This window comes from Streptomyces sp. NPDC048270 (assembly GCF_040652335.1).
Taxonomy (GTDB): Bacteria; Actinomycetota; Actinomycetes; order Streptomycetales; family Streptomycetaceae; genus Streptomyces.
Map to the genome: position 1 here is coordinate 87,145 of NZ_JBEZLV010000021.1, position 26,054 is coordinate 113,198.

Sequence of the window (26,054 nt, forward strand, 5' to 3'; positions counted from 1 at the left end):
GGGTTTCAGCCCTGCGGCGGCTGCTGCGCTCCGTCGGCCTCCCGCTCGGGTTCGTCCCGCAGCTGGACGCGCGCCTCGGTGCGGTGCCCGCGCGCGATGTAGTCGCGTACCACGGCCTCGACCGCGTCCTGCGGCGATCCGACCCCGGCGAGCACCATCACCTCCACCACGAGCTCGGCATCGAGGCTGATGTTGACCTTGGCCACGGGTACCCCCTCCATCGTCGTGCGGGGGACTCTAGTGCGGGCGCGGGCTCACGCGTTGGGGCGCAGGGTCCACACCACGGTCATCTCGCCGGTGACCGCCTCGTCCTCGCGCTGGATGGCGATGGTGACCGGGAACTCGGGGCGGCCGCCCGCGTCGAGCTCGGCCACGACCTCCGCCGCCGGGCGGCCGAGGGTGGCGGTGGCGGTCACGACGCCCTTGGCGAGCTTCTTGTAGCCGATCTCGGCCTTCACCGCGAGGGGTACGGCGCGCGAGAGCTGGTCGCCGAAGGCGGCCAGGACGATCGCGCCGCTCGCGGACTCGGCGAGGGTGAACATGGCGCCGGCGTGCGGGCCGCCGACGTGGTTGTGGTAATCGGGCTGGTCCGGGAGCCGGACGACCGCGCGCTCGGGGGTCGTCTCCAGGAACTGGAGGTTCAGGGTCCGGGCCATGGGTACCGTCGCGGCGAGCAGTTCGCCCACGTTCATCTGGTCTGCGCTCATGGCACGCGATGTTACCCACGAGTAGATGCGCTTGGCCAGAGCCGGGACGGGGGCGGGCGTGGCTCGCGGCTCCCGCTCCCACTATCGTTACCGGCCATGTGGCCAGGACAGCAGCAGCCGCCCGGGGGCGAGCAGAACCCCCAGGACGCGCAACAGAACCCCTACCAGCAGCAGTCGGGACAGCCGAACCCGTACCAGCAGCAGCCCGGTTACGGATACCCGCAGCAGCCCGGGTACCAGCAGCCCCCGACGGTTCCCGGCCAGCAGTGGGGGCCGCCCCAGCCGCCTCAGCCGCCTCAGCAACCCCAGCGGCAGCCGGGTGGCGGCGGGAGCCCCTTCCAGACGAAGACCGTGGCCATCGTCGCCGCGGCCGCGGTGGTCGTGGCGGCGGCGGCGACCGGCGCGTTCGTCCTGACCCGGGACGACGGGAAGACCGACGAGGCCGACGCCAAGCCCTCCGCCTCCGCCTCGGCGTCCGCCGCCCCCGCCCCGGCCGGCAGCAGCCCGAACCCGCGGGCCGAGGGGGACGTCAAGCCGACGGTCCCGGGATGGAAGGTGGTGATCAACCCCAAGCACGGCACCGCCTTCGAGGTCCCGCCGGAGTGGAACGTCCTGAGCTCCGGCACGGCCATCGGCTTCGAGGACGAGGTGAAGAACGACGGCTCCGCCGTCGTGATGATGTCGGCCCCCGCCTACCTCAAGGAGGACTGGTGCAAGGTCGACTCCGACAAGAACGGCAGCGAGGAGACGACCTCGCTGGCCGGCACCGGCACCAAGGGCGGCCAGGGCGCCAAGGACACCGCCGAGGCCGTGCGCAACGAGGCCGGCAACTGGGCGTTCGCCGGATACGCGCAGAAGGCGCCGCAGGGCACCACCAAGGTCTCCGAGCCGAAGGAGTACACGACCGCCTCGGGCCTCAAGGGGCACATGGCGACCGCGAGCGTGACCGGGCAGCCGAAGGCGAACAAGTGCTCCTCCGACGGCAAGTCCATCGCCTTCAGCTTCAAGAACGCCAAGGGTGACTTCGCGAGCTGGATCCTCTACAGCGCCGCCGGAGTTCCGGACGAGGTCAGCAAGGAAACGATGGAGAAGATCCTCAGCACCGTCCGCCTGTCCGGCAGCTGACCTCCCTCCCCTCTCCCCCGGGTCCCCCTCCCCTCTCCCCCCGGCCGGGAATCCGTTTGGATTCTCGGCCCGGGGCGGGGATAGTCCGGGGGTGAGTTCTCCCCCCGCCGCCCCGCCCAGCACGCCCCCCATGCCCGCGCACCGCCGCCGTCCCGCGTGGGCCGGCCGCAACTACACCCTGCTGACGGGCGCCGCGGTCGTGACGAACCTCGGCAGCCACGGAGCACTCATCGCCGCCGCCTTCGCGGTGATGGAGTCCGGCGGATCGGGCTCCGACGTCGGCCTGGTGGCGGCGGCCCGCACCGTGCCGCTCGTCCTGTTCCTGCTCATCGGCGGCGCGCTCGCCGACCGGCTGCCGCGCCACCGCGTGATGGTCGCGGCCAATGCCCTGAACTGCGTCTCCCAGGCCGCCTTCGCCGTGCTCGTGCTCGCCGGCGACCCACAGCTGTGGCAGATGATGCTGCTCACCGCGCTGTGCGGCACCGGTACGGCCTTCTTCAACCCCGCGGCCGAGGGCATGCTCCTGTCCACCGTCTCGGGCGAGCACGCCAACCGCGCCTTCGCGCTCTTCCGCATGGCGATGAACGGCGCGGGCATCGGAGGCGCGGCCCTCGGCGGGGCCATGATCGCCGTGATCGGACCGGGCTGGGTCCTGGCCGTGGACGCGGCCGCCTTCGCCGTCGCGGGCGCGCTGCGGGCCTTCCTCGACGTCAGCCACGTCCCCGACCGGACGCCGGGCGGCGGCCTCCTGGCCGATCTGCGCGAGGGCTGGGTGGAGTTCAAGACCCGCCCCTGGCTGTGGGGCATCGTGCTCCAGTTCTCCGTCGTCGTCGCCGTCGTCGGCGCCGCGGAGGCGGTCTACGGTCCGCTCGTGGCCCGGGACCAGCTGGGCGGGCCGGCGCCCTGGGGGCTGGCCCTGGGCTTCTTCGGCGCGGGCACGATCGCGGGCGCCGTCCTGATGATGAAGTGGAAGCCGCGCCGGCTGCTGCTGGTGGGCACCCTGTGTGTGTTCCCGCTGGCCCTGCCGTCGGCGGGCCTGGCCGTGCCGCTCCCCGTCTGGGGCCTGTGCGTGGTGATGCTGGTCAGCGGCCTGGCCATCGAGGTCTTCGGCGTGAACTGGATGACGACGATGCACCAGGAGATCCCGGAGGAGAAGTTCTCCCGGGTCTCCGCCTACGACTGGTTCGGCTCGGTGTCCATGCTCCCGCTGGCCACCGCGCTCGCGGGTCCGGCGGAGTCCGCCTTCGGCCGCGCCGAGGCCCTGTGGGGCTGCGCGGTCCTGGTGGTCCTGGCGACCGCCCTGGTCCTGCTGATCCCGGACGTCCGCAACATGACGCGTCGCAAGCCCCCGGCCCCGCCCGCGGTCGCGGGCGGTTTCGCGGCACGGGAGCCGGGGCCGGAGCCCCGGGAGGCGGCGCCGCACCTGCCGCTCACCCCAGGCTGAACGCACCCTCCGGCGGAGCCGGTGAGGGAGCCGCCTCGGCGTCGCCCACGGGCACGGCCCCCCGCATGAACCGCGCCAGCGCGTCCCCGTACTCCACCCTGGCGGGAAACGCGTCCGCCGCGCACCGCCGGGCCAGCGCGCCGACCTCCAGCGGAGCGTCGGACGCCAGGAGCACCGCGTTCCCGAACCGCCGGCCCCGCAGCACCGCCGGCTCCGCGATCAGCGCGAGCTCGGCGAACGCGGTGCCGAAGTTGGCGAGCTGCGCCCGCAGGAAGCCGAAGGGCGCCCCGTCGGCCAGGTTGGCCGCGTACACGCCGCCGGGCCGCAGCACCCGCGCCGCCTCCCGCGCGTACTCCACCGACGTCAGCTGCGCCGGCACCCGCGAACCGCCGAACACGTCGGCCACCACCACGTCCGCGCTCCCGGCGGGCGCCTGCGCCAGCCAGGCCCGGGCGTCGGCGGCATGCACCGTGACCCCCGCCCCCGCCGGCAGGGGCAGGTGCTCGCCGACCAGTTCCACCAGCCCCGCGTCGAACTCCACCACCGTCTGACGGGACCGCGCCCGCGTGGCCGCGGCGTAGCGGGGCAGGGTCAGGGCGCCGCCGCCCAGGTGCAGGAGGTCCAGCGCGAGCCCCGGCTCGGCCGCGCAGTCCAGGACGTGCGCGAGGCGCCGTACGTACTCGAACTCCAGGTGCTCCGGATCGTCGAGGTCCACGTACGACTGCGGCGCCCCGTCGACGGTCAGCAGCCAGGCCCGCTCCCGGTCCACGTCCGGCATCAGCTTGGCGGTGCCCTGGTCCACGTCCCGGATCACCGGGATCTGCTCGTCGCTCACCGCACCATTGTCAGGCCGACCAGACGGCGGCCGCCTCGGCGGCGTGCTCGGCGGCCTGCGCCAGCCCGGCCCGCGCGGCCGGGTCCCGCCGGGCCGGGTCCAGGACGTTGCGTCCGAAGGCCTTGCGGGCCGCGGCCGAGGGGGTGATCAGCAGCACCCGGGAGCCCGCCTCCCGGAGCTTCGCGGCCTGCACGGCGGGCGAGGGGACGAGCCCGGAGCCGAGCGAGATCGGGGCGATGATCACCACGCGGGCGTAGCCGGCGGCGAGGTCGGCGTTGGTGGCGGAGCGGATCCCGCCGTCGATGAAGCGGCGGCCGCCGACGGTCACCGGGGGCCACACCCCGGGCACGGCGCAGCTCGCCGCGACCGCGTCGACCAGGGCGCCGCCGCTCTCGCGGTCGAAGGCCCTGAGCTCACCGCTGAGCGCGTCCACGGCGGTGACCACGAGCCGCCGCTCGGGCCACTCGTGCGAGACCAGCCGGGCCGCCAGCACCTTGCGGCGCTCCGCCTCGGGGCCGGTGTCAGCGGCCAGCGCCATGGCGCCCACCCGCCGGCGGTAGGCGGTCGCGTCGGTGCGGGCGCGCGCCATGGCCAGCGCGTACCGGGCGATGACGCCCGCCCCCAGTTTCGCCGCGATCTCCCCCGTGGCGTCGCCGAGCTGGCGTTCGTACAGCTCCTGCGGGGTGAGCAGCCCGGAGCTGAGCTGGGCGCCGACCACCGAGCCGGCCGAGGTGCCGACGACGAGGTCGGCGGTGGTGAGGTCCACGCCCGCGCGGGCGAGGCCGTAGAGCATCCCGCTCTCCCAGCCGACGCCGGTCAGTCCCCCGCCGCCGAGCACCAGTGCCGTTTCGCCGCCCATGTCCGCCCGCCCCTCCGCGCATGCCTGTGGTGACGGCAGTCTCGCGCAGGCGGACTGCCGTCACCACGGCGGGGTCGGGGTCGGCCGGGGGGGGGACGGATCAGCGGATCAGCGGATCAGCCGAGCACTTCCGTCACCGTCCCCGCGCCGACGGTCCGCCCGCCCTCGCGGATCGCGAAGCCGAGCCCCGGCTCCAGCGGGACGTCCCGGCCGAGCTCGACGGTCATGGTGACCGTCTCCCCCGGCCTGGCCACCCCCGCCCCGCCCAGGTCCACGTCCCCGACCACGTCGGCGGTGCGGACGTAGAACTGCGGCCGGTAGCCGGTGGCGACCGGGGTGCTGCGGCCGCCCTCGCGCGCGGAGAGCACGTAGACCTGCGCGGTGAAGCGCCGCTGGGGGCTCACGCTGCCGGGCGCGGCCACCACGTCGCCGCGGCGCACCTGGTCGCGGTGCACCCCGCGCAGCAGCAGCGCGACGTTGTCGCCCGCCTCGGCGGACTCCATCGGCTTGCCGAAGGTCTCCAGCCCCGTGACCACGACGCTCTCGGAGGCGCCGTCCCCGCCCAGCATGCTGACGCGGTCGCCGAGGCGGATGGTGCCGCGCTCGACGGCGCCGGTCACGACCGTGCCCCGGCCGGTGATGGTGAGCACGTTCTCCACCGGCAGCAGGAACGGCGCGTCCGTGTACCGCTGGGGTGTGGGCACGTACGTGTCCACCGCGTCCAGCAGCGCCTGGATCGCCCCGGTCCACCGCGGGTCGCCCTCGAGCGCCCGGAGCCCGGAGACCCGGACGACCGGCGTGCCGTCGCCGCCGTAGCCGTGCGAGCTGAGCAGCTCGCGGACCTCCAGCTCGACCAGGTCGGTCAGCTCGGGGTCCCCGGCGTCGGCCTTGTTGAGCGCCACCACGATGTGGTCGACGCCGACCTGCCGGGCGAGGAGGACGTGCTCGGCGGTCTGGGGCATGACCCCGTCGAGTGCGGAGACGACGAGGATCGCCCCGTCGAGCTGCGCGGCGCCGGTGACCATGTTCTTGATGTAGTCGGCGTGGCCGGGCATGTCCACGTGGGCGTAGTGGCGGGTGTCCGTCTCGTACTCGACGTGCGTGAGGTTGATGGTGATCCCCCGCCGGGCCTCCTCGGGGGCCCGGTCGATGCGGTCGAAGGGCACGAAGGAGGCGCCCCCGCGCTCGGCGAGCACCTTCGTGATGGCGGCGGTGAGGGTGGTCTTGCCGTGGTCGACGTGACCCATGGTGCCGATGTTGAGGTGCGGCTTGGTCCGCACGAAGGCCGTCTTGGCCATGGTGTCTTTCCCGTTTCTTCGAAGCCGGAACGGGACCCCTGGGTCGGGCCGACCCTCCCCCTGCGGGGTCCGCCGGACGATCCGGGAAGGGTCAGCTTCGTGCGCCGTCGAATGCGGCGAAGGGGAATGCCTCTGCGAGGACGGCAGCCTTCGGCGCGTCCGCGACTGCGGACGGTGCGACGGGGAAGGCGTACCGGGACATGCCCTGATCCTGCCGGACCGCCCCCGGCCCGTCGACTGGATTTCCGCCGGGGGCGGTCGGGTGAACGTCCCTGCGCTCAGGAGTTCTTGAGCGCCTCGCGCACGGACAGCGGGGACAGGGAGCCCCGTTCGGCCTCGACGAACGCCCGTACCGCGTCCGGGTCGGTCTTCGCGTACTCCCGCAGGCACCAGCCGATGGCCTTGCGGATGAAGAAGTCCGGGTGGCCCGCCTGCGCGCGGCAGTAGCCGAAGAGGCGGCCGGTGTCGGTGGCGGACTTGTAGCGGAGCTGGTGGAGCAGGGCGGTGCGGGCGAGCCATAGGTCCTCGCCGCCGATCCACTCGTCCATCACCGCGGCCAGCGCGGGGTCGGCGGTCACCAGCGGGCCGACCGTGTGCGCGGCCAGCAGGTCGACCGTGTCCCACCACGGCACGGTGGTGATCAGGTGCCGGGCCACCGGCAGCAGGCCCGAGGAGCAGCGGGCGGTGTGCCGGCGCAGGTAGTCCACCGCGAAGTAGTGGTACTCCCGCTCCGGGAGCCCCCAGCAGCGCAGCGCGAGCGCCGCGCAGTCGGCCTCCGAGGGCCGGGGCGTGTCCTTGGTCACTGCCTTGGACAGCTCGCGGCGCAGCGGGGTGGGGATGCCGAGGAAGGGTGCGGCGTCCTTCATGTAGGCGGTCATGGCCCGGGCCCGCAGGGGGTCGGCCGCCGTCGGATACGTGCCGGTCAGCCGCTCCAGGAGGGTGTCCGCGAGGGCGCTGCGCGGCACGCTCGGAGGCCGCCTGTCGTTCGTCGGCATGAGGCCCAGATTACGGCGCGCTGCCGCACGCGTCGGCTAGTCTCCCCAGATGCCCCTCCTCCTGGCGCCGTGGACCCGGCTGTCGCTGCTCGTCGTGCTGCTGCTGGCGGCCGGCGTGTGCGTGCTGCTGTACGAGCCCCAGCGCGTGCTGTCGGAGGGCTGGCCCCCGGGGCTGCCGGTGGGCACGGCGGTGGCGCTGTTCGCCGCCGGGTACGGGGTGTGCGCGGCGGCCTTCGTGCCCCGCCCCCTGCTCAACCTGGCCGCGGGAGCGGTCTTCGGCACCCAGTTCGGCCTCTTCGCGGCGGTCGGCGGCACCGTGCTCGGCGCCGGGATCGCCTTCGGCCTGGGCCGTGTCATGGGCCAGGAGGCGCTGCGTCCGTACCTGCGGGGCCGCTGGCTCCAGGCGGCCGACGGCCAGCTCAGCCGGCACGGGTTCCGTTCGATGCTCGCCGTCAGGCTCTTCCCCGGGGTGCCGTTCGTGGTGGCCAACTACTGCGCGGCGGTGTCCCGCTGCGGGTGGGTTCCGTTCCTGGGCGCCACGGCGCTGGGGGTCGTCCCGAACACCACCGCGTACGTCATCGCGGGGGCGAGCGCCTCCTCCCCCGGCTCGCCCGCGTTTCTCGTCTCCTTCGGCTTCATCGTGGTCTCCGTGGTGGCCGCCGCGGTGGTCGCGTGGCGCAAGCGGCACCGTCTGGCACCGGCCCGGATCCCCGCGGCGGCCTGCGGACTGGCGCCCCAGCACCCCCCTGTGGTCACCGGCGCCTCGCACGGGCCCTAGCATCGGACCCGAACTGCCCGACGATCACAAGGACGAGCGCACCCCGACATGAGCTGGTTCGAATCCCTAATCCTCGGTCTCGTCCAGGGGCTTACGGAGTTCCTCCCGATCTCCTCCAGCGCGCACCTGCGGCTGACCGCGGCTTTCGCCGGCTGGCACGATCCGGGAGCGGCCTTCACCGCCATCACGCAGATCGGCACCGAAGCCGCCGTACTGATCTACTTCCGCAAGGACATCGCCCGGATCGTCTCCACCTGGACCCGGTCGCTGTACACCAAGTCGCTGCGCTCCGAGCAGGACGCCAAGATGGGCTGGCTGGTCATCGTCGGCTCGATTCCGATCGGTGTCCTCGGCGTCACCTTCAAGGACCAGATCGAGGGCCCCTTCCGCGACCTGCGCCTGATCGCCACCACGCTCATCGTGATGGGCATCGTGCTGGGCATCGCCGACCGGCTGGCGGCCCGCGACGAGGAGGGCGGCCGGCACCGCGCCATCCGCGAGCGCAAGACCCTCGGCGAACTGGGTGTCAAGGACGGCCTGATCTTCGGCCTCTGCCAGGCGATGGCCCTGATCCCGGGCGTCTCCCGCTCCGGCGCGACGATCTCCGGCGGTCTGCTGCTGGGCTTCACCCGTGAGGCCGCGGCCCGTTACTCCTTCCTCCTCGCGATCCCGGCCGTGCTGGCCTCGGGCGCGTTCGAGTTGCTGGAAGTGGCGGAGGACCCGGGCCACATCTCGTGGGCTCAGACGATCTTCGCGACGGTCATCGCCTTCTTCGTCGGCTACGCGGTCATCGCATGGTTCATGAAGTTCATCACCACCAAGAGCTTCATGCCCTTCGTGATCTACCGGATCCTGCTGGGCATCGTCCTGTTCGTGCTGGTGGGCACGGACGTGCTGAGCCCGCACGCCGGGGAGTCCGGCCAGTAGGGGGACCGCGCTCACCGCTTCGCGTGAACCGGAGGCCGCTCGGGAACGTTCCCGGGCGGCCTCCGCGTCGTTGTGCCAGGAGAGACCTGAAGGCGAGAAGCAGGGGGTGGCCCATGCGTCGGGTGGTTCTGGAGCGTTTTCCGGCCGGAAGTCCGCGGGGAAGCTGGCCCGCCGAGGAGTACGCGGCCCAGCGGATGCGCGAGGGCGTGCCGGCCGAAGTGGTGATGGATCTGGACAGCGACGCGTTCCTGGTCGTGGTCCGGCAGCGGGAGGTGTATTCCGGACACTGAGGGGGCCGCGGGAAGATCCGGCCGGCGCACGCCCCTTGGCCTCGTGCCTCCGCAGCCCCACACTTGCCCGATGACGCAGCGTGTGGACCTCGCCACGGTCATGGACCGGCTGGCGATCGACGAGGTGGTCTCGGGGTACGCGGTGGCCGTCGACGACGGCGACTGGGCGGCCTACCGCGCCCTGTTCACCCCGTCAGGGCGGGCGGACTACGGCTCGGCGGGCGGGATCGAGGGCCCCGCCGGGGAGGTCGCCGACTGGCTCGAGCAGACCATGAAGCTCTTCCCCGTACGCCAGCACCTGATCGTCAACCGGCTGGTACGGCTGGAGGTCCTGGACGGCTCCCCGGGCGACCGGGCCGAGGTGCGGGCGGACTTCCTCAATCCGATGCGGCTCGCCGGGGACGAGTTCGACGGGACGGTCACCGCGCCCAACTTCGTCGCCGCCGGGCGGTACACCTTCGCGCTGGCGCGCACGTCCGACGGCTGGCGGCTCACCCGCGTCACCGTGCACGAGAAGTGGCGGCACCTCTCCGCCTGAGCCCGGCCGGGCGGGCTCGTCCGGCACTGCCACACTGGAAGCGGAGGCGCGCCATGGTCCCGATCCGGGCTGGGTGGTACCCGCGGTGGCGTGCGCCGGCCGCCGTCGCCGCGGGGGCGCTGCCTGCCCTCGCCTTCCCCGCCCCCGCGCTGTGGTGGTTCGCGTACGCGGCCCTCCTGCCCTGGATGCTGCTGCTGCGGTCGGCTCCCACCGGGCGGCGGGCCGTGCTGGAGGGTTGGCTCGGCGGGGCGGGCTTCATCGTGGCCGTCCACCACTGGCTGCTGCCGAGCCTGCACGTGTTCCTGGTGCCGCTGGCCGCGCTGCTGGGCCTGCTGTGGATCCCGTGGGCCCTGCTCGTGCGGGAGTTGCTGGGCGGGATCCCGGCGGCGGGCCGGGCGGCGGCCGCGCTGGTGCTCGTACCGGCGGGGTGGCTGCTGTCGGAGGTGGTCCGGTCCTGGCAGGGGCTGGGCGGGCCGTGGGGGCTGCTGGGCGCCAGCCAGTGGCAGGTGCCGCCCGCGCTGCGGCTGGCCTCGGTGGGCGGGGTGTGGCTGGTGAGCCTCCTGGTGGTGGCGGTGAACAGCGCGCTGGTGCTGCTGATCGCGGCGCCCCGGGCCCGGATCCCGGCGGTGGCCGGGGTGGCGGGGTGTGCGGTGCTGACGGGGGCGGTGTGGCTGTGGGTGCCGGGCCCCGAGCCGTCGGGCCGGCTGCGGGTGGCCGTCGTACAGCCGGGGGTGATGCCGGACGGCCCGGACAGCGCGGAGCAGCGGTTCGCCGCCGGAGAGCGGCTCACCCGGGGCCTGGCGGGGCAGCCGGTCGACCTGGTGGTGTGGGGCGAGAGCAGCGTCGGCGGCGACCTCTCCGCCCGCCCGGACCTGGCCGGCCGGCTGGCTTCGCTGTCCGCGCAGGTCGGGGCTCCGCTGCTGGTCAACGTGGACGCACGCGGGGCGGACAGCCCCGGGATCCGCAAGAGCGCGGTGCTCGTGGGCCCCCAGGGCCTCACCGGAGACCGGTACGACAAGATGCGGCTGGTCCCCTTCGGTGAGTACGTACCGGCCCGAGCCCTGCTCGGCTGGGCCACCTCGGTCGGCAAGGCGGCCGGCGAGGACCGCGTCCCGGGCGACACCCCGGTGGTCATGGACGTGCCCGCCCGGCCCGACGGCCTGCCGGGGGTCCGGCTCGGTCCGCTGGTCTGCTTCGAGTCGGCCTTCCCCGACATGAGCCGGCACCTGGCCCGCCGGGGGGCCGAGCTCCTCGTCGCGCAGTCGGCGACCTCCAGCTTCCAGGACAGCTGGGCCCCGGGACAACACGCCTCACTGGCCGCGCTGCGGGCGGCCGAGACCGGCCGCCCGGTGGTGCACGCCACCCTGACGGGCGTCAGCGCGGTGCACGGCCCCTCCGGGGAGCGGATCGGCCCGGCCCTGCCCACCTCCGCGAGCACGGCGCGGGTGTACGAGGTCCCGCTCGCCCGCGGCACGACCCCCTACGTCCGCCACGGGGACTGGCCGGTGGCCGCGGCCCTCGCCGCGCTGGCGGCCTACTGCGCCGTGGAAGGCCTCCGCTCGCTCAGGAGGCCTGCCCCAGAGCCGAGCGGACCACCCGCTCGCACAGCTCGTGGGTCAGCAGCGCGTCGCGCGCGCTGAGCGTCCTGCCCGTCTCCACGGCTTCCAGGAAGGCGTCCACCACCTGCTCGATGCCGCGCTGGCGGGCGACCGACACCCAGTCCCCGCGCCGCCGCACGGTCGGCTGGCCCTTGTGGTCGATGACCTCCGCGAGGTTGACGACCTGCCGTTTGGTGTCCTGTCCGGAGACCTCGAGGATCTCCTCGGTGGAGCCCGACAGCCGGTTCATGATGCCGAGCGCGGTGAAGCCCTCTCCTGACATCTGGAGCACCACCTGGTGCATGAGCCCCTCGCGCACCACGGCCCGGACGTCGATGTGGTCGGCCTCGCCCGGCAGCAGGAAGCGCAGGGTGTCGACGACGTGGATGAAGTCGTCGAGCACCAGCGTGCGGGGGTCCTCGGGCAGCCCGACGCGGTTCTTCTGCATCACGATCAGCTCGCGCGGGTGGTCCGCGCACTGCGTGTAGCCGGGCGCGTGGCGGCGGTTGAAGCCGACGGCGAGGGACACCCCGCGCTCCTCGGCCAGTTGCACCAGCCGCGCCGAGTCCTCGAGCTCGTAGGCGAGCGGCTTGTCCACGTACGTCGGCACGCCGGCCTCCAGCAGCCGCGCCACGATCTCGGGGTGGGAGGCGGTCGGGGCGTGCACGAACGCCGCGTCGAGCCCTTCGGCGAGCAGCGAGTCGAGATCCGCGTGCAGCCGGCCGGCCGGGAGGTGGTGGATCGCACCGACCCGCTCCAGGGTGGCCGGCGTACGGGTCTGCAGGTGCAGCTCGACCTCCGGGCGGGTGGTGAGGACGGGCAGGTACGCCTTCTGCGCGATGTCGCCGAGTCCGATGCAGCCGACCTTCACCGGGAGCCTCCTGGTTCGTTCCTTGGGGGACGCTCGCAGCATAATCCCTGGTGGTGGGGGGCTTGTTCGCTGAGGATGGCGGTCATGACCACCACGAGTTCCGGATCACATCGCGACGAGCCCTCCACCACCGCCGGCGAGCGGGACATGCTGGAGGGCTGGCTCGACTACCACCGCGCCACCCTCGCCTGGAAGTGCGAGGGGCTCGCCGACGAGCAGCTGCGCCGCACGCCGCTCGCGCCGTCCGAGCTGAGCCTGCTCGGCCTGGTGCGGCACATGGCCGAGGTGGAGCGGTACTGGTTCCGGGAGATCCTGCTCGGCGAGGACCTGCCCGAGCTGTACTCCACGGGCGAGGACGTGGACGGCGACTTCCACTTCGGCGCCGAGGCCACCTGGGCGGAGGCCGAGCAGGTGTGGCAGACCGAGGTCGAGCTGGCGCGCCAGGCCGCCGCGGGCCGTCCGCTGGACCTGGTGTCGGACGCCGACAGCCACCACCGCGGCGAGGTGTTCAGCCTGCGGTGGGTCTACACCCACATGATCGAGGAGTACGCGCGGCACAACGGCCACGCGGACCTGCTGCGCGAGCAGATAGACGGCGCGACCGGCGACTAGCCGTCACCCGTGCGGGGTGAATATGGGCTGAATATGGGCTCCGGGTTTTCACAACGCGGTCCTCACGGAGCAGAGTTGCGCGGGTGCATCCAACCCGAACCACGACGAAGCTGCTGCTCGGAGTCGCCTGTGCCGTCTCGGCCGTCTCCGGCTGCGTGAACGTGAGCCCCGGCCCCGCCGCCGGACAGCCGGCGGGGGCTCCTGCCGCCGGGCAGCCGCCGCACCACGAACCGCGCGGCGGGCCCGGGGCCGCCCCCGTGGTGGTCCAGGCGCCCGCGCTGGAGGCGCTGAAGGCCGTCCCGGAGCAGCCCGCGCGCCCCGCCGCCTCCGCGCCCGCCCGCCGGTCCGCCGAGCGCGCCCCGCAGGGCGCCTCCGGCGGCCCCGTGCAGGCACCGCCGCCGGTCCCGGACATCCCGGAGCCGCGCCGGCCCGCCGAAGGCGCCCCGGGCCGTGACGGCGACGGCCGCCCCCACCGGCCGCGCTCCGAGGCGGGGAAGGAGCGGGAGCTGATGAAGGAGCTGCCGGTCCGGCCCGCCGACGTGTGCGCGCTGGGCCGCCGGCACGGCCGGTGGCAGCCGGACAGCCCGGAGGCCCGCATCTGCGCGGGCGTCCAGGGGGACTGATCCGACCCGGCCGGCCCCGGGGTGACGGCCGGCGTCAGGGCGACTGCTCGGGAAACGGCCGGGGCCCGGGGCCCGGCTCCGTGGCGAGCCGCCGCTCCAGGCGGACGATGGCGGCCCGCACGCCGGTGCCGTATCCGTCGTCGGACAGCGCCCCGGTGGCGGCGCGGGCCCGCGCCAGGTGGACCCGCGCCGCGTCCGGCCGCTGGAGCTTCACGTAGTCGGCGGCCAGGCTGAGGTGCAGGGACGGGTAGAACGCCCGCATCGCCGGACCCTGCTCCCGCGCGGCGGGCGCCCCGTCCCGCAGCGCCTCGGCGGCGGCCAGGGCCCTCAGGTCCCAGGCCAGCTCGTCCCCCGGGTCGTCCTGGGCGTCTGCCATGTAGTGGGCCAGCGTGCAGCGGTGGAGGCAGTCGCCCTCCTCGCCGATCTCGGACCAGATCGCACCGAGCCGGTTGCGGGCCTCCTCGCGGTCTCCGGCGTGCAGCAGGATGACAGCCTGGCCGATCCTGGTCATGACGGCGTCCTCCGACGCCTCCTGCTGCTCCGTCACCGCGGCCTCCGGCTCGTCCTGCCGGACCTGCTCCGGTCCGGTCGTCATGAAGCTAGCCGGAGGCACCGGCAATGGCGCCGAGGCGCGGGGTGCGGTCAGCCCAGGTCCGGGATCCGCCAGTCGATCGGCTCATGCCCCTGCGCGGCGATGGCCTCGTTGATCTGGGTGAAGGGCCGGGAGCCGAAGAACTTCTTGGCCGAGAGCGGGGAGGGGTGGGCGCCCTTGACGATCACGTGCCGCTCCTCGTCGATGAGCGGGATCTTCTTCTGGGCGTAGGCGCCCCAGAGCACGAACACGGCCGGATCGGGGCGCTCGGACACCGCGCGGATCACCGCGTCGGTGAACTTCTCCCAGCCCTTGCCCTTGTGCGAGTTGGGCTCGGCCTCACGGACGGTGAGCACCGCGTTCAGCAGCAGGACGCCCTGGCGGGCCCACGGCATCAGGTACCCGTTGTCCGGGACCGGGAGGCCGAGCTCCTCCTTCATCTCCTTGTAGATGTTGCGCAGCGAGGGCGGGGTCTTGACCCCGGGCCGCACGGAGAAGCACAGGCCGTGGCCCTGGCCGGCGCCGTGGTAGGGGTCCTGGCCGAGGACGAGGACCTTCACCTGGTCGAAGGGCGTGGCCTCCAGGGCGGCGAAGACCTCGTCGCGGGGCGGGTAGACCGGCCCGTTCGCCCGCTCCTTCTCGACGAACTCGGTGAGTTCCCTGAAGTAGGGCTGGTCCAGCTCCCCGCCGAGGACGGGGAGCCAGGACTCGGGCAGCATCTGGGTCACGGCGACAACCTCCGGTACAAGTTCGTGCAACTGCTCCTGAACCTACCGGGGGCCACTGACAACGCCTCAGCCGCCCGCGTCGCCGCCACCGCTACCAGCTGGTCTTGCGGTAGAACTCCCACATCTGCATCGCGGTCTGCGGGTCCAGCGCCCGCTCGGCGCCGGCGATGTCGTCCCGCGCGGCGACGTAGAGCTTGCCCTGCCACAGGGGCAGCAGGCGGACGTCCTCGGCGAAGATCTGCTGGGCCCGCTCGAACTCGTGGACACCGGCCGACCGGTCTCCCTCACGGCGGGTCTTGGGCAGCAGGTCGGTCAGGATCTCGTTCGGCTCGTACGGGGTGCCGACCGCGTTCTCCTTGCCGATGAACGGCGCGATGAAGTTGTCCGGGTCCGGGAAGTCGGGGAACCAGCCACGGCCGAAGACGGGGTACTCCTGGCCCTTGTAGCCCTCCTGGAAGGCCTTCCAGGGCTGGCTGCGCAGGGTGATCTTGAAGAGGCCGCTCTCGTCCAGCTGGCGCTTGATCTCGGTGAACTCCTCGGCGGTGGAAGAGCCGTACCGGTCGGTGGTGTACCAGAAGGTCAGCTCGACCGGCTGGTTGATCCCGGCCGCCCTGAGGATCTTCTTGGCCTCGTCGACGTCCGCGTGCCCGTACTTGTCGTAGAAGGGCGTCTTGTGGCCGACGACGCCCTTGGGGACCATCGAGTACAGCGGCTCGGCGGTGCCCTGGTAGACCTTGGACACGAGCGCCCCGCGGTCGATGACCTGGGCGATGGCCTGGCGGACCGGGAGCTTGGCGACCGCCGGGTCCTTGGGGTTGAACACCAGGTAGCGGATCTCGGCGCCGACGTTCGCGACGACCTGGACGCCCTGCCCGGCCCCGTCGGGTCCCTGGAGCGCCCTGATCTCGGAGGCCGCGAGGCCTCGGTAGATCGCGTCGATCCCCTTGGACTTCAGGTCGGAGACCATCTTCGCCGAGTCCGTGTAGTAGCGGATGGTCACGGCGTTGTTCTGGCGCTTGGCGAAGCCGGTGTAGCTCCCGTTGCGGCCGAGGACGGCCTCGTTGCCCTCCTTGTACGCGTCGAGCACGTACGGGCCGGAGCCGGTGACCTTGCCGTCCTCGCGCACCTTGTCGGCCGGGTAGTCCTTGGGCGCGACCAGCGAGGCGGCCGGCGAGCCGAGGACGAAGGGGAAGGTGGCGTCGGGGGTCTTCAGGTGGAAGACGACGGTCAGCGCGTCGGGCGTCTCGATCTTGTCGAGGGAGCCGAAGAGGTCCTTGGGGCCGACCTTGGACCCGATGGTCCGGATCCGGTCCAGGGAGTGCTTGACGGCCTTGGCGTCGAGCGGCTCCCCGTTGGAGAACTTCAGGCCCTTGCGCAGGGTGCACCGGTAGGACTCGTTCTGCGCGTCGGTGAACTCGCAGCTCTGGGCGGCGTCCGGCTGGGGCTTGGTGGAGCCCGTGGGGAAGGCCAGCAGGGTCTGGTAGACGTTCCGGTACAGCTCCCAGGAGCCGTCCCATGCCGCTGCGGGGTCGAGGGTGCTGGGCGCGCTCGTGGTGCCGACGACGATCGGCTTCGTATCGGCGGCACTGTCGTCCGAAAGCAGGCCGCAACCGGCGAGCAGGGATATGGACGCAAGGGCCGCAGTGATCTGCAGGCATCTGGTCCGGTTGAACACGTGCACGCTCCTCGATCAGCCAGGGGTGCGGCAGACCCTACCGCAGTGCCCCACGAATCCAATGGGCAGGTTTCGTGGGGCACTTGACCGGTTCCGTGCACATTAGGTATGCATTTGCCTCCCTTTCGAGGGCAAATGCGTCCGGTTATCGGTCAGTGCACTCCGGCATTGAGGAACATACCTCCGTCAACGACCAGAGTTTGTCCTGTGATCCATTCCGCTTGTGCAGATGTAAGGAATGCGGCCGCGCCCCCGATGTCCTCCGGAAGCCCGAGCCGGCCGAGCGGATAGGCGGCCGCGGCCTCCTGCTCCCGGCCCTCGTAGAGCGCCTGCGCGAACTTGGTCTTGACCACCGCCGGGGCGATCGCGTTGACGCGGACCCCGGGCGCCATCTCGTGCGCGAGCTGGAGGGTGAGGTTGACCATGGCGGCCTTGCTCATCCCGTAGGCGCCGATGAACGGCGAGGCGGAGACTCCGGCGATCGAGGCGATGTTCACGATCGCCCCGCCGTTCTCCTTCTGCCAGGCGTGCCAGGTCCGCTGCGCGAAGCCGAGCGCCGAGATCACGTTCGTCTCGAAGACCTTGCGCGCGACCCCGAGGTCCAGGTCCGCGATCGGGCCGAAGACCGGATTGGTGCCCGCGTTGTTGACCAGGAAGTCGACCCGGCCGAAGGCCTCCATGGTGCGCTCGACGGCGAGGGCCTGGTGGGCCTCGTCGTGCGCCTTGCCCGCCACCCCGATCACCCGGTCGGCGCCGAGGCGCTCCACGGCCTCCTTGAGGGCGTCCTCGTTGCGCCCGGTGATGCACAGCCGGTCGCCGCGGGCGACCAGCGCCTCGGCGATGCCGTAGCCGATGCCGCGGCTCGCTCCGGTGATCAGTGCGACCTTGCCGCTGTCGTTGCCGTCGTACGTCGTCATCGTGTGCGCCCTGCCTCTCGTGAGCTCGTCAGTTGAGCGGGCCGCCGGCCACGTACATGACCTGGCCGGAGACGAAGCCGGCGGCCTCGCCCGTGAAGAAGGCGATGGCGTTGGCGATGTCGTCGGGGCGGCCGACGCGCTGGACGGGGATCTGGGTGGCGGCCGCCGCCTGGAAGTCCTCGAAGCCCATGCCCACGCGGGCGGCCGTCTGGGCGGTCATCTCGGTGACGATGAAGCCGGGGGCGACCGCGTTGGCGGTGACGCCGAACTTGCCGAGCTCGATGGCCAGGGTCTTGGTGAAGCCCTGCAGACCGGCCTTGGCCGCGGAGTAGTTGACCTGGCCGCGGTTGCCGAGGGCCGAGCTGCTGGACAGGTTGACGATCCGGCCGAACTTGGCCTCCACCATGTACTTCTGGCAGGCCTTCGACATCAGGAAGGCGCCGCGCAGGTGCACGTTCATGACCGTGTCCCAGTCGGTCTCGCTCATCTTGAAGAGCAGGTTGTCGCGCAGCACGCCCGCGTTGTTGACCAGGATGGTCGGGGCGCCGAGCTCGCTCGCGACGCGCGCGACGGCCGCCTCCACCTGCGCGCCGTCGGAGACGTCGCAGCCGACCGCGAGGGCCTTGCCGCCGGCCGCCGTGATCGCCTCCACGGTGTCCTTGCAGGCCGCCTCGTCGAGGTCGAGTACGGCGACGGCCCTGCCCTCGGCGGCCAGGCGTACGGCGGTGGCCGCGCCGATGCCCCGGGCCGCCCCGGTCACGATCGCGACGCGCTGCTCGGTGGTGGACATGCTGGATCTCCTCGCCCTTGAGAAACGGCCGCCCAGAGGTGAGCAACCGCTTAGTAGCTTCAGCTGAGGAGACGCTAGGAGCCCTGGCACCCGGTGTCAACGCCCACCGGGTGCAGCCGGATCCGCCACCGCTCAAGGCGGCGGGGCCCCTGTCCAGTCCCGCCGGCGCTTGAGGCGCGGGGGGCCGGGGGCGGAGCCCCCGCAGCGGCGCGGCACCCGACCCCGGCGCAGCCCCCGGCGGAGCCCCGGCGGCCCCGGTCAGCGGACCAGCAGCTCCAGCAGCCGCTCCACCTCGGCGGCGGGATCGGCCGTCAGGCCGGTGTGCACCGGCCCCGGCTGCACCACCGTGCTGCGCGGCGCGATCAGCCAGCGGAAGCGGCGCCCGGCGTCGTCACCGGCCGCCTGCCCCGCCGCGGCCCCGCCGCCGCACACCCCCTCGACGCCGCGCAGCGCGGCCCGCACCCCGGCCACGTCCGCCTGCGGATCCAGCGCGAGGAGCTTCGCCTCGTCGAGGTGGGTGCGCGCGGCGACAAAGGAATGCGCCCGGCAGTAGACGATCACCCCGGCGTTGAAACACTCCCCGCGTTCCATCCGGGGCACCACACGCACCAGCGCGTACTCGAAAACGTCCCGCTTGATCACTCGCTGTCGCTCTTCTTCCGGTGGGGCTGAGGGGCGAGGCGCTCGGCGAGCCAGCCGGGCGGCCCGGACCGGGGCTTCACCTCGGCCTCCATCGAGATCCTCTCGTGGATCGTGGCCGCGCGCGGCAGCAGCGCCTCCACGTAGGCGCGGCGCAGCGCGTCGGTGGAGTCGAAGCCGGGCTCGTCCACCAGCCACTCGTCGGGCACGTCGGCCGCGACCGCGGTGAGCAGCTCCTCGGTGACCAGCGGTGCGAGGGCGGCCGCGGCCGCCGCGATGTCGGGGCCGACGGGGGCCAGGACGTGGTCGGAGGCGTTGTAGGGCTTGGCGGAGGCCGCCTGGGCGGTGGGCCAGTTGTGGTGCCAGATCATGGTGGCGCCGTGGTCGATGAGCCACAGGTCCCCGTGCCAGACCAGCATGTTCGGGTTGCGCCAGGACCGGTCGACGTTGTTGATCAGGGCGTCGAACCAGACCACCCGCCCCGCCTCGACCGGGTCCACCTGGTAGGCGAGCGGGTCGAAGCCGATCGACCCGGGCAGGTAGTCCATGCCGAGGTTCAGCCCGCCGCTGGCCTTGAGCAGCTCCTGCACCTCCTGGTCGGGCTCGCCGAGCCCGATGACGGGGTCGAGCTGCATCTGCACCAGCCGCGGGACCCGCAGGCCCAGCCGCTGGGCCAGGCGGCCGCAGACGACTTCGGCGACCAGGGTCTTGCGCCCCTGGCCGGCTCCGGTGAATTTCATGACGTAGGTACCGAGGTCGTCGGCCTCGACGATTCCCGGGAGCGAGCCGCCCTCACGCAGGGGCGTGACGTAACGGGTCGCGATCACTTCGGACAGCATCCGCCCAGGTTACGGGGGTCAGGTCGCGGGAGCCCACTGCGCGAGGAGGGCTTCGGCCGTGGTGATGGTCGCGACCAGCGCGAGGGAGTTGCGGATCACCTCGGCGGTGCAGGAGGCGGGCACCCCGGCAATGGCGTCGGCCGGGACCACGACCTGGTAGCCGAGGTTCACGGCGTCGAAGACGGTGTTGGGGATCGCGATGTTGGAGGAGACCCCGGTGACGACGAGGGTGCGCACGCCCAGGTTGCGCAGCAGGGCGTCCAGGTCGGTGCCGGCCATCGGGGAGAGTCCGTGCAGGCGGCGGACCACCAGGTCCTGCTCGGCCACGGCGAGCGGGGCGGCGAGCCGTACCGCCTCGGTCCCGGAGATCTGGCGCACGGGCAGCTTCCCGGCGGCCCGGAACAACCGCGCGTTGGTGTTGGCCCCGCGCCCGTCCGGCCGCCGCTCGGCGACGGCGTGCAGCACCTGGATGCCGACTCCGCGCGCGGCGTCGGCCAGTGCGGCCACCCGCTCCAGCATGCCGGAGTCACGGGCCTCCTTCGCGAGCTCGGGCAGCGCGCTCTCCTCTCCGACGACGCCGTTCTGGCATTCGACGGTGAGCAGCGCGGTGGTGGCGGGATCGAGATCCGGCATGGCTCCCCCTGGCGTATCGGCCGACGAGCCCGCATGATTCCTGACACACAGTCAGATGTGAAGGGGTGCGGGACGGATGGACGAGACACGCCCGGAGAGGACGCAGCGGCGGGGCCGCCGGATCATGATGACCGACGAGGAGGTGGATACCTTCCTCCGCGAGCAGCGCACCTGCCGCGTGGCCACGGTCTCCCCGGACGGCCGCCCGCACGTGGGCGCCCTGTGGTTCGCCTGGGACGGCCGCTCCCTGTGGCTGTACTCGATCACCCGCAGCCGGCGCTGGTCCGACCTGCGCAAGGACCCGCGGATCTCGGTGGTCGTGGACTCCGGGGAGGCCTACGACGAACTGCGCGGCGTGGAACTGTCCGGCAGCGCCGTCTTCGTGGGCGAGGCCCCGCGCACCGGTGAGCCGTGCCCGGAGCTGGCGGAGGCCGAACGGATCTTCCCGGTCAAGAACTTCGGAATCGAGGAGATGCCGCACGACGGCCGCCACGCCTGGATCCGCCTGACCCCGGACTCGGTCGTCTCCTGGGACTTCCGCAAGCTCTAGGCCGTGGGCCGCCCAGCCGCCCTAGTACGGCTGCGCGGCGGTCTGCCGCAGCGCCTCGACCGCGGCGCGGATGGAGGGGCGGCGGTCGGCGTCCGCACGCCAGACGGCGTACACGTGCCGGCGTACGGAGTCGCAGACCGGCAGCAGCCGGACCCCGGGCGGGGTCGGGCCGCGGCCCAGCTTCGGCGCCACGCACACCCCGAGCCCGGCCTCCACGAAGGCGAGCTGGGTGTGGTGCTCCTCGGCGATGTGGGCGATGCGCGGCTCGATCCCCGTGCCGCGGAGGGTGAAGACCAGCCACTCGTGGCAGAACTGCCCCTCGTTCCAGGAGATCCAGTCGTCGTCGGCGAACTCGGCGAGGGAGATCTCCGTCCGGTCGGCCAGCCGGTGGCCGGCCGGGACGGCGATGTCGACGGAGTCGTCGAGCAGGTGCGTGCGGGTGAGTTCGGCGGGCACCGGCATGCGCTTGTTGTGCCAGTCGATGGCCAGCGCCAGGTCGAGGTCCCCGCGCACGACGGCGGCCATGCTCTCCTCCGGCTCCTGCTCGCGGACCAGCACCCGCAGCTCCGGATGGCCCTCGCGCAGGGCGGACAGGGCTCCGGGCAGCAGGCCGCGCATGGCGGTCGGGAAGGCCCCGATGCGCAGTTCGCCGACCGCGCAGCCCCGCTGGGCCTCCACGTCGGCCTGGGCGAGCTCCACCTGCGAGATGATCCGGGCGGCGTGGTCGGCGAGCAGCCGCCCGGCGTCGGTGAGCCGGACCCCGCGCCCGTTCCTGGCCAGCAGGGGCTGGCCGACCTCGCGTTCGAGCTTGGCCATCTGCTGGGAGACCGCGGAGGTGGTGACGTGGAGTCCGTCGGCCGCGCCGCTGACCGAGCCGTGGCGGGCGAGGGCGTCGAGGGTGCGCAGGCGCTCCAGGTTCAACATGTAAGCAATGCTACGCCGCCGCACCGAGAAACTCTCGCTTGTCCTACGAAGTTGAGACGCGCACAGTAAGGGCATGAGCGCACCCACCACCCCTCGCCCCACCCTCTCCACGACCGCCCCGCCTGCCACACCGGGCACGCCGGGCACCGCGGGCACCCGGCGGGGCCTCCTCCTGGACTGGCGCGTCCGCTTCGCGATCCTGTCGGTCGTCTGGGGCTTCAGCTTCCTGCTGATCAAGGTGGGCACCGAGGCGTACGCGCCGTTCCAGGTGGCCCTGGGCCGGGTCCTGTTCGGTGCGCTCACGCTCGTCGGCGTGCTGCTGGTCCGCCGCGAGCCGCTGCCGCGGGGGCTGCGCACCTGGGGTCACCTCAGTGTGGCGGCGCTGCTGCTCAACACCGCCCCCTTCTCGCTGTTCGCCTACGCGGAACTGAGCATCCCGTCCGGCCTGGCCGGCATCTGCAACGCCACCTCCCCGCTGTGGGGGATGGCGCTGTCCCTGGTCGCGCTGTCCGAGGACCGCCCGACGCGCCGCCGCGTGGCGGGGCTGGGCCTGGGCTTCCTCGGCGTCCTGACCGTGCTCGGCGCCTGGCAGGGCTTCTCCGGGGTCGACGCCAAGGGCACCGCGTTCGCCCTGCTGGCCTCGCTCTGCTACCCCGTCGGCTGGATCTACGTCCGCCGCACGCTGGCCGGGACCCCGGGCTCGCCGGTGGCCCTGACCGGCGGCCAGCTGCTGGTCTCCACGCTCCAGCTCGCCCTGGTCAGCGCCCTGTTCACGGCGGCCCCGACGTCGTTCCCGCTGTGGCCGACCCTGTCGGTGGTCGCCCTGGGCGCGCTCGGCACGGGCATGGCGCTCCAGATGCAGTACGGCCTGGTCTCGGAGATCGGCCCGACCACGGCCCAGATGGTCACCTACTTCATCCCGGTCATCGCCACCGCGGCGGGCGTCCTGGTCCTCGGCGAACAGCTCCACTGGAACACCCCGGTGGGCGCCGCGATCGTCCTGGCCGGCGCCGCCCTGACCCAGACCCGCCCCGGGGCCCGCAGGCCCCGGCCCGCGGTCAGACGTACCTGACGCCCGCCGCCCCCGGCCGGACGGCGGCGGCCACCGCGTCCGCCAGGCCCGGCACGTCCGCGACCGCCACCTGCGACACCGTCAGCCGCACGCCCGGTTCCGACTCGACCCGGAACCGGGCGCCGGCCGTCACCGCCCAGCCCGCGGCCAGCAGCCGCGTCACCACACCCGTCTCGTCGGCCACCGGCACCCACACGTTCATCCCGGTCCGCCCGTGCGCCCGCACCCCCCGCTCGCCCAGCGCCGCGACCAGGGCGTCCCGCCGCTCCCCGTACGAGCGGGCCACCGCGGCCCGGTCCACGGCGCCCGAGGTCCACAGCTCCACCACCGCGTACTGCAGCAGCCGGCTCACCCACCCGGGGCCCAGCCGCTGCCTGCCCCGGACCCGGTCCAGCGTCACCGCGTCCCCCGTCAGCACCGCCAGCCGCAGGTCCGGCCCGTAGGCCTTCGCCGTCGACCGGACCAGCACCCAGTGCCGGGTGACGCCGCCCAGCGAATGCAGGGGCAGGTCCACGATCGCGTGCCCGTGGTCGTCGTCGATCACCAGCACACCGGGGTGGTCCGCCAGCAGCGCCCGCAGCCGCGCGGCCCTCTCCGCGCTCACCGCGGCGCCGGTGGGGTTCTGCGCCCGCGAGGTCACCACCAGCGCCCGCGCCCCGGCCTCCAGCGCCCGCGCCACCGCGTGGACCTGCGGCCCCTCGTCGTCGACGGCCACCGGCAACACCCGCAGCCCGAGCGCCGGGACCAGGTCCAGCACGCTCCCCCAGCCCGGGTCCTCGACCGCCACCGCGTCACCGGGGCGCAGGTGCGCGGCCAGCACCCGTTCGATCCCGTCCAGGGCGCCCGAGGTCAGCGCGACCGGCCCGGCCGGGACCCCGTCCGCGTCGAGGTCGGCCCGGGCCAGCCGCGCCAGTTCGGGGTCGACCGGGTCCTGCCCGTAGAGGGTCGGGGCCTGCGCGTAGCGCCGGGCGGCCGCCGCCAGCGCCCCGTCCAGCGGGGGCAGCAGCGCCACGTCCGGATTGCCCGCCGTGATGTCCCGTACGCCCGCCGGCACCGCCATCCGCAGGGCGTCCCGCGGCGCGCTGGACGGGCGGGCGCGCACCCGGCTGCCGCGCCGCCCGTCGGTCTCGATGACCCCGCGCTCGCGCAAAGTCCGGTAGGCGGCCGCGACGGTGTTGGGGTTCACCCCCAGCTCGGCCGCCAGCTCCCGCATCGGCGGCAGCAGCGCCCCCGGCGCGAGCGCGCCCGATCCCACACCCGCTTCGACACTGGCCGCGATATCCGATGCGCGGCGCCCGGCGATCCGATAGTCTCCTAGCACAAACAACATTATGCACTAGTACAACGGAGTTCGCATCATGACCGCCACGCCCGCCACGGAAGCGCCCGCGTCGTCCGGGCCGAACACCCCGCCCGACGCGTACGAGCCCACCGACCGCACGGTGCCGACCCGCTCCCGCGACCGGGCGCGCTACGACCGCGAGACGGTGCACTCGATACTCGACCAGGCCTACATCTGCCACCTCGGCTTCGTGCGCGACGGCGCCCCGGTGGTGCTGCCGACCCTTTTCGGTCGCGTCGGCGAGGCGCTCTACCTCCACGGCTCCACGGGCTCGCGCCCGCTGCGCGCGGCCGGGAAGGCCGATCCGGGGCTGCCGGTCTGCGTGACCGTGACGCACGTCGACGGCCTGGTGCTGGCCCGCTCGGCGTTCCACCACTCGCTGAACTACCGCTCGGTGGTCGTGCACGGCACGGCCTACCAGGTCACGGACGAGGAGGAGTGCCGGATGGCTCTGGACGCCCTCGTCGACCACGTGGTCCCGGGCCGCTCCGCCGACTCGCGGCCGGCCAACGCCAAGGAGCTCGCCGCCACCGCGGTGATCCGCCTGGACCTGACCGAGGTGTCCGCGAAGATCCGTACCGGCGGGCCGAACGACGACGCCGAGGACATGGGGCTGCCCTACTGGGCGGGCGTGGTCCCGGTCGCCCCGGCCTACGGGACGCCGGTCCCGGCGGCCGACCTGGCCCCCGGGACCGCCGCTCCGGACTACCTCGCGGCGCTCTGACCCGACACTTCGGGAGCGCGGACGGGCCGCACCGCCGACCCGTCCGCGGAATCCTCCGCGGGCCCGTCCGCCGAACCGTCGGGCCCGTTCACAGGCCCGACCGCCGCCCCCGCCGCCGGCCGCCGCGCCTCCGCCGCGATCAGGGCGCCCACGGCCGCCAGCAGCAGGACGGTGCCCAGCACCACGGCGCCGGTCAGCCGCTCCCCGAGCAGCAGCACGGCGATCACGGCCGCGCTCACCGGCTCGATCAGCATGATCACGGACACGGTGGCGGACCGCACGGCCGCCGCTCCGGTGAAGTAGAGCGCGTACGCCAGGGCCGTCGGCACGGTCGCGACGTACACCAGCAGCCAGAGCACCCGCCCCAGTTCGGCGGTGTGCGGCAGCAGCCCCTCCGCCGCGGCGAGCGGCAGCAGGCACACCGTGCCCACCGCGACCGACCACGCGGTGGTCACCAGCGGGTCCCCGCCCGCCCCGCGCCGCCCGAGCCAGCGGGCCCGCAGGGTCATCGCCGCGTACCCGGCGGCCGACAGCAGCGCCCAGCCGACACCGAGCGGGCGCACCTCGCCGCCCCCGCTGCCCAGCACCAGGACGGCGAGCCCGGCCAGCGCTCCGGCGACGGCGGCCGCGCCGCCCCTGCCGAGCCGCTCGCCCATCCAGTACCGCGCCCCGAGCGCGATCAGCACGGGCCCGGCGCCGAGCGTGACGACGGTGCCGACCGCGAGGCCGGTCTCGCGCACGGCGGCGAAGTAGGCGGCTTGGAACAGGGTGAACATCAGCCCGGTCGCGATCAGCGAGCCGGCCCGGGGCCGCACCCGCGCGGCCCCGGGGCGCAGCCGCGGGCGGCGGCGTACGGCGAGCACCCCGAGCAGCACCACGAGCCCGCCCGCGCACCGCCAGAACGACAGGGCGAGCGGACCGAGGTCACTGGCGAGGAAGAGGAGGGAGGCGGCCGCCCCGGCGGTGCCCCAGGCGGCTCCGGCGACGACGAGGTACAGCAGACTGCGCCCGGCAGCGGGCGAATGGTTCGACACGTGGTTCTCCGCGCATGCGTGAAGGATGAGAAGTGCGGGTCATCGCTTCGCGGGCAGCGCTCACCCGCCCGGGAACACCCCGGGCAGGGGTACTC

The 26,054-nt window shown here is 73.5% G+C and carries 30 protein-coding genes; 12 read left to right on the forward strand and 18 right to left on the reverse strand.

The genetic code is table 11. The annotated features are described in order from the left end of the window. Positions 1 to 5 precede the first annotated feature (5 nt). On the reverse strand, positions 6 to 206 hold the full coding sequence (locus tag AB0D66_RS20170; RefSeq protein ID WP_362305087.1) for a type II toxin-antitoxin system VapB family antitoxin: 201 nt from the start codon (positions 204 to 206) through the stop codon (positions 6 to 8). Positions 207 to 254: 48 nt separating this feature from the next. Further along, positions 255 to 707, reverse strand: coding sequence for a DUF4442 domain-containing protein (locus AB0D66_RS20175; RefSeq protein WP_189973593.1), 453 nt, complete (start codon positions 705 to 707; stop codon positions 255 to 257). 96 nt (positions 708 to 803) lie between these two features. Here AB0D66_RS20175 and AB0D66_RS20180 point away from each other — a divergent pair, with 96 nt between their 5' ends. Together AB0D66_RS20180 and AB0D66_RS20185 are read left to right on the forward strand one after the other, a co-directional pair. Beyond that, complete coding sequence (locus AB0D66_RS20180; protein WP_362304964.1) at positions 804 to 1,832, forward strand: hypothetical protein; 1,029 nt, start codon at positions 804 to 806, stop codon at positions 1,830 to 1,832. Between the two features lie 130 nt (positions 1,833 to 1,962). Beyond that, complete coding sequence (locus AB0D66_RS20185; protein WP_362305090.1) at positions 1,963 to 3,276, forward strand: MFS transporter; 1,314 nt, start codon at positions 1,963 to 1,965, stop codon at positions 3,274 to 3,276. On the opposite strand, the gene AB0D66_RS20190 is transcribed toward AB0D66_RS20185, so the two are convergent. The 4 genes from AB0D66_RS20190 to AB0D66_RS20205 all read right to left on the reverse strand — a co-directional run bounded on the left by AB0D66_RS20190 (position 3,263) and on the right by AB0D66_RS20205 (position 7,263). Beyond that, positions 3,263 to 4,054 carry a fused MFS/spermidine synthase gene (locus tag AB0D66_RS20190; protein WP_362305093.1) on the reverse strand — a complete coding sequence of 264 codons (792 nt, stop codon included), beginning with the start codon at positions 4,052 to 4,054 and terminating at the stop codon, positions 3,263 to 3,265. The genes AB0D66_RS20185 and AB0D66_RS20190 overlap by 14 nt on opposite strands. A gap of 67 nt (positions 4,055 to 4,121) precedes the next feature. After that, positions 4,122 to 4,970 carry a patatin-like phospholipase family protein gene (locus tag AB0D66_RS20195; protein WP_362304967.1) on the reverse strand — a complete coding sequence of 283 codons (849 nt, stop codon included), beginning with the start codon at positions 4,968 to 4,970 and terminating at the stop codon, positions 4,122 to 4,124. A 116-nt stretch (positions 4,971 to 5,086) separates the two neighbouring features. Then, positions 5,087 to 6,268 carry an elongation factor Tu gene (tuf, locus tag AB0D66_RS20200; RefSeq protein ID WP_362304970.1) on the reverse strand — a complete coding sequence of 394 codons (1,182 nt, stop codon included), beginning with the start codon at positions 6,266 to 6,268 and terminating at the stop codon, positions 5,087 to 5,089. Positions 6,269 to 6,546: 278 nt separating this feature from the next. After that, entirely contained in the window at positions 6,547 to 7,263 is a 717-nt protein-coding gene (locus AB0D66_RS20205; protein ID WP_362304973.1) for a DNA alkylation repair protein, read from the reverse strand. Positions 7,264 to 7,312: 49 nt separating this feature from the next. Here AB0D66_RS20205 and AB0D66_RS20210 point away from each other — a divergent pair, with 49 nt between their 5' ends. The 5 genes from AB0D66_RS20210 to lnt all read left to right on the forward strand — a co-directional run bounded on the left by AB0D66_RS20210 (position 7,313) and on the right by lnt (position 11,436). After that, the gene (locus AB0D66_RS20210) at positions 7,313 to 8,041 is read left to right on the forward strand and encodes a VTT domain-containing protein (protein WP_362304975.1); all 729 of its coding nucleotides are present in this window, start codon (positions 7,313 to 7,315) and stop codon (positions 8,039 to 8,041) included. Between the two features lie 48 nt (positions 8,042 to 8,089). Continuing rightward, a complete protein-coding gene (locus AB0D66_RS20215) occupies positions 8,090 to 8,968 on the forward strand; it encodes an undecaprenyl-diphosphate phosphatase (RefSeq protein WP_362304978.1) in 879 nt (292 codons plus the stop codon). A 113-nt stretch (positions 8,969 to 9,081) separates the two neighbouring features. Continuing rightward, entirely contained in the window at positions 9,082 to 9,258 is a 177-nt protein-coding gene (locus AB0D66_RS20220; protein ID WP_361766639.1) for a hypothetical protein, read from the forward strand. Between the two features lie 70 nt (positions 9,259 to 9,328). Next, complete coding sequence (locus AB0D66_RS20225; protein ID WP_362304981.1) at positions 9,329 to 9,796, forward strand: nuclear transport factor 2 family protein; 468 nt, start codon at positions 9,329 to 9,331, stop codon at positions 9,794 to 9,796. Between the two features lie 53 nt (positions 9,797 to 9,849). Next, complete coding sequence (gene lnt, locus AB0D66_RS20230) at positions 9,850 to 11,436, forward strand: apolipoprotein N-acyltransferase (protein WP_362304984.1); 1,587 nt, start codon at positions 9,850 to 9,852, stop codon at positions 11,434 to 11,436. Here the strand turns inward: lnt and AB0D66_RS20235 are convergent. After that, positions 11,360 to 12,265 carry a Gfo/Idh/MocA family oxidoreductase gene (locus AB0D66_RS20235; RefSeq protein WP_362304987.1) on the reverse strand — a complete coding sequence of 302 codons (906 nt, stop codon included), beginning with the start codon at positions 12,263 to 12,265 and terminating at the stop codon, positions 11,360 to 11,362. The two genes, lnt and AB0D66_RS20235, sit on opposite strands and share 77 nt — an antisense overlap. A gap of 84 nt (positions 12,266 to 12,349) precedes the next feature. Between AB0D66_RS20235 and AB0D66_RS20240 the strand changes: the two genes are divergently transcribed. Further along, on the forward strand, positions 12,350 to 12,877 hold the full coding sequence (locus tag AB0D66_RS20240; protein WP_362304990.1) for a DinB family protein: 528 nt from the start codon (positions 12,350 to 12,352) through the stop codon (positions 12,875 to 12,877). An 83-nt stretch (positions 12,878 to 12,960) separates the two neighbouring features. Then, positions 12,961 to 13,500, forward strand: coding sequence for a hypothetical protein (locus tag AB0D66_RS20245; RefSeq protein WP_362304993.1), 540 nt, complete (start codon positions 12,961 to 12,963; stop codon positions 13,498 to 13,500). A 34-nt stretch (positions 13,501 to 13,534) separates the two neighbouring features. Here the strand turns inward: AB0D66_RS20245 and AB0D66_RS20250 are convergent, their stop codons facing one another. The 8 genes from AB0D66_RS20250 to AB0D66_RS20285 form a co-directional block, all read right to left on the reverse strand. After that, a complete protein-coding gene (locus AB0D66_RS20250) occupies positions 13,535 to 14,047 on the reverse strand; it encodes a hypothetical protein (protein WP_362305095.1) in 513 nt (170 codons plus the stop codon). A gap of 95 nt (positions 14,048 to 14,142) precedes the next feature. Next, positions 14,143 to 14,811 carry a uracil-DNA glycosylase gene (locus tag AB0D66_RS20255; RefSeq protein ID WP_362305098.1) on the reverse strand — a complete coding sequence of 223 codons (669 nt, stop codon included), beginning with the start codon at positions 14,809 to 14,811 and terminating at the stop codon, positions 14,143 to 14,145. A 100-nt stretch (positions 14,812 to 14,911) separates the two neighbouring features. Beyond that, positions 14,912 to 16,495: an ABC transporter substrate-binding protein gene (locus tag AB0D66_RS20260; RefSeq protein WP_362304995.1), complete on the reverse strand. Its 1,584-nt coding sequence runs from the start codon at positions 16,493 to 16,495 to the stop codon at positions 14,912 to 14,914. A gap of 152 nt (positions 16,496 to 16,647) precedes the next feature. Beyond that, positions 16,648 to 17,412: an SDR family oxidoreductase gene (locus AB0D66_RS20265; RefSeq protein WP_362304998.1), complete on the reverse strand. Its 765-nt coding sequence runs from the start codon at positions 17,410 to 17,412 to the stop codon at positions 16,648 to 16,650. Between the two features lie 28 nt (positions 17,413 to 17,440). Then, positions 17,441 to 18,202, reverse strand: a complete 762-nt coding sequence (fabG, locus tag AB0D66_RS20270) for a 3-oxoacyl-ACP reductase FabG (RefSeq protein WP_266610951.1) — start codon at positions 18,200 to 18,202, stop codon at positions 17,441 to 17,443. Between the two features lie 258 nt (positions 18,203 to 18,460). Next, on the reverse strand, positions 18,461 to 18,844 hold the full coding sequence (locus AB0D66_RS20275) for a DUF3037 domain-containing protein (RefSeq protein WP_362305002.1): 384 nt from the start codon (positions 18,842 to 18,844) through the stop codon (positions 18,461 to 18,463). Further along, positions 18,841 to 19,680 carry a HipA family kinase gene (locus tag AB0D66_RS20280; RefSeq protein ID WP_362305004.1) on the reverse strand — a complete coding sequence of 280 codons (840 nt, stop codon included), beginning with the start codon at positions 19,678 to 19,680 and terminating at the stop codon, positions 18,841 to 18,843. Before AB0D66_RS20280 ends, AB0D66_RS20275 begins: the two co-directional genes overlap by 4 nt. An 18-nt stretch (positions 19,681 to 19,698) precedes the next feature. Next, on the reverse strand, positions 19,699 to 20,313 hold the full coding sequence (locus tag AB0D66_RS20285; RefSeq protein WP_362305007.1) for a cysteine hydrolase: 615 nt from the start codon (positions 20,311 to 20,313) through the stop codon (positions 19,699 to 19,701). 76 nt (positions 20,314 to 20,389) lie between these two features. On the opposite strand from AB0D66_RS20285, the gene AB0D66_RS20290 reads away from it, so the two are divergent. Further along, entirely contained in the window at positions 20,390 to 20,863 is a 474-nt protein-coding gene (locus AB0D66_RS20290) for a pyridoxamine 5'-phosphate oxidase family protein (RefSeq protein ID WP_362305009.1), read from the forward strand. A gap of 21 nt (positions 20,864 to 20,884) precedes the next feature. Here the strand turns inward: AB0D66_RS20290 and AB0D66_RS20295 are convergent, their stop codons facing one another. After that, positions 20,885 to 21,787 carry a LysR substrate-binding domain-containing protein gene (locus tag AB0D66_RS20295; RefSeq protein WP_362305011.1) on the reverse strand — a complete coding sequence of 301 codons (903 nt, stop codon included), beginning with the start codon at positions 21,785 to 21,787 and terminating at the stop codon, positions 20,885 to 20,887. A gap of 73 nt (positions 21,788 to 21,860) precedes the next feature. Between AB0D66_RS20295 and AB0D66_RS20300 the strand changes: the two genes are divergently transcribed. Further along, positions 21,861 to 22,859 carry a DMT family transporter gene (locus tag AB0D66_RS20300; RefSeq protein ID WP_362305014.1) on the forward strand — a complete coding sequence of 333 codons (999 nt, stop codon included), beginning with the start codon at positions 21,861 to 21,863 and terminating at the stop codon, positions 22,857 to 22,859. Here the strand turns inward: AB0D66_RS20300 and AB0D66_RS20305 are convergent. Beyond that, entirely contained in the window at positions 22,846 to 24,180 is a 1,335-nt protein-coding gene (locus AB0D66_RS20305) for an aminotransferase class I/II-fold pyridoxal phosphate-dependent enzyme (protein WP_362305017.1), read from the reverse strand. The two genes, AB0D66_RS20300 and AB0D66_RS20305, sit on opposite strands and share 14 nt — an antisense overlap. Positions 24,181 to 24,217: 37 nt before the next feature. On the opposite strand from AB0D66_RS20305, the gene AB0D66_RS20310 reads away from it, so the two are divergent. Next, positions 24,218 to 24,925 carry a pyridoxamine 5'-phosphate oxidase family protein gene (locus AB0D66_RS20310; protein ID WP_362305020.1) on the forward strand — a complete coding sequence of 236 codons (708 nt, stop codon included), beginning with the start codon at positions 24,218 to 24,220 and terminating at the stop codon, positions 24,923 to 24,925. Here AB0D66_RS20310 and AB0D66_RS20315 read toward each other — a convergent pair. Next, positions 24,907 to 25,959, reverse strand: coding sequence for a DMT family transporter (locus AB0D66_RS20315; protein WP_362305023.1), 1,053 nt, complete (start codon positions 25,957 to 25,959; stop codon positions 24,907 to 24,909). The two genes, AB0D66_RS20310 and AB0D66_RS20315, sit on opposite strands and share 19 nt — an antisense overlap. Between the last annotated feature and the right edge of the window lie 95 nt (positions 25,960 to 26,054).

Coding starts and splice junctions, on each gene's coding strand:
- AB0D66_RS20175 (WP_189973593.1), bottom strand. CDS start 707: ATGAGCGCAGACCAGATGAACGTGGGCGAACTGCTCGCCGCGACGGTA.
- AB0D66_RS20180 (WP_362304964.1), top strand. CDS start 804: ATGTGGCCAGGACAGCAGCAGCCGCCCGGGGGCGAGCAGAACCCCCAG.
- AB0D66_RS20185 (WP_362305090.1), top strand. CDS start 1,963: ATGCCCGCGCACCGCCGCCGTCCCGCGTGGGCCGGCCGCAACTACACC.
- AB0D66_RS20190 (WP_362305093.1), bottom strand. CDS start 4,054: ATGCCGGACGTGGACCGGGAGCGGGCCTGGCTGCTGACCGTCGACGGG.
- AB0D66_RS20195 (WP_362304967.1), bottom strand. CDS start 4,970: ATGGGCGGCGAAACGGCACTGGTGCTCGGCGGCGGGGGACTGACCGGC.
- tuf (WP_362304970.1), bottom strand. CDS start 6,268: ATGGCCAAGACGGCCTTCGTGCGGACCAAGCCGCACCTCAACATCGGC.
- AB0D66_RS20205 (WP_362304973.1), bottom strand. CDS start 7,263: ATGCCGACGAACGACAGGCGGCCTCCGAGCGTGCCGCGCAGCGCCCTC.
- AB0D66_RS20210 (WP_362304975.1), top strand. CDS start 7,313: ATGCCCCTCCTCCTGGCGCCGTGGACCCGGCTGTCGCTGCTCGTCGTG.
- AB0D66_RS20215 (WP_362304978.1), top strand. CDS start 8,090: ATGAGCTGGTTCGAATCCCTAATCCTCGGTCTCGTCCAGGGGCTTACG.
- AB0D66_RS20220 (WP_361766639.1), top strand. CDS start 9,082: ATGCGTCGGGTGGTTCTGGAGCGTTTTCCGGCCGGAAGTCCGCGGGGA.
- AB0D66_RS20225 (WP_362304981.1), top strand. CDS start 9,329: ATGACGCAGCGTGTGGACCTCGCCACGGTCATGGACCGGCTGGCGATC.
- lnt (WP_362304984.1), top strand. CDS start 9,850: ATGGTCCCGATCCGGGCTGGGTGGTACCCGCGGTGGCGTGCGCCGGCC.
- AB0D66_RS20240 (WP_362304990.1), top strand. CDS start 12,350: ATGACCACCACGAGTTCCGGATCACATCGCGACGAGCCCTCCACCACC.
- AB0D66_RS20255 (WP_362305098.1), bottom strand. CDS start 14,811: ATGCTGCCCGAGTCCTGGCTCCCCGTCCTCGGCGGGGAGCTGGACCAG.
- AB0D66_RS20265 (WP_362304998.1), bottom strand. CDS start 17,412: ATGACGACGTACGACGGCAACGACAGCGGCAAGGTCGCACTGATCACC.
- fabG (WP_266610951.1), bottom strand. CDS start 18,202: ATGTCCACCACCGAGCAGCGCGTCGCGATCGTGACCGGGGCGGCCCGG.
- AB0D66_RS20280 (WP_362305004.1), bottom strand. CDS start 19,680: ATGCTGTCCGAAGTGATCGCGACCCGTTACGTCACGCCCCTGCGTGAG.
- AB0D66_RS20285 (WP_362305007.1), bottom strand. CDS start 20,313: ATGCCGGATCTCGATCCCGCCACCACCGCGCTGCTCACCGTCGAATGC.
- AB0D66_RS20290 (WP_362305009.1), top strand. CDS start 20,390: ATGGACGAGACACGCCCGGAGAGGACGCAGCGGCGGGGCCGCCGGATC.
- AB0D66_RS20295 (WP_362305011.1), bottom strand. CDS start 21,787: ATGTTGAACCTGGAGCGCCTGCGCACCCTCGACGCCCTCGCCCGCCAC.
- AB0D66_RS20300 (WP_362305014.1), top strand. CDS start 21,861: ATGAGCGCACCCACCACCCCTCGCCCCACCCTCTCCACGACCGCCCCG.
- AB0D66_RS20310 (WP_362305020.1), top strand. CDS start 24,218: ATGACCGCCACGCCCGCCACGGAAGCGCCCGCGTCGTCCGGGCCGAAC.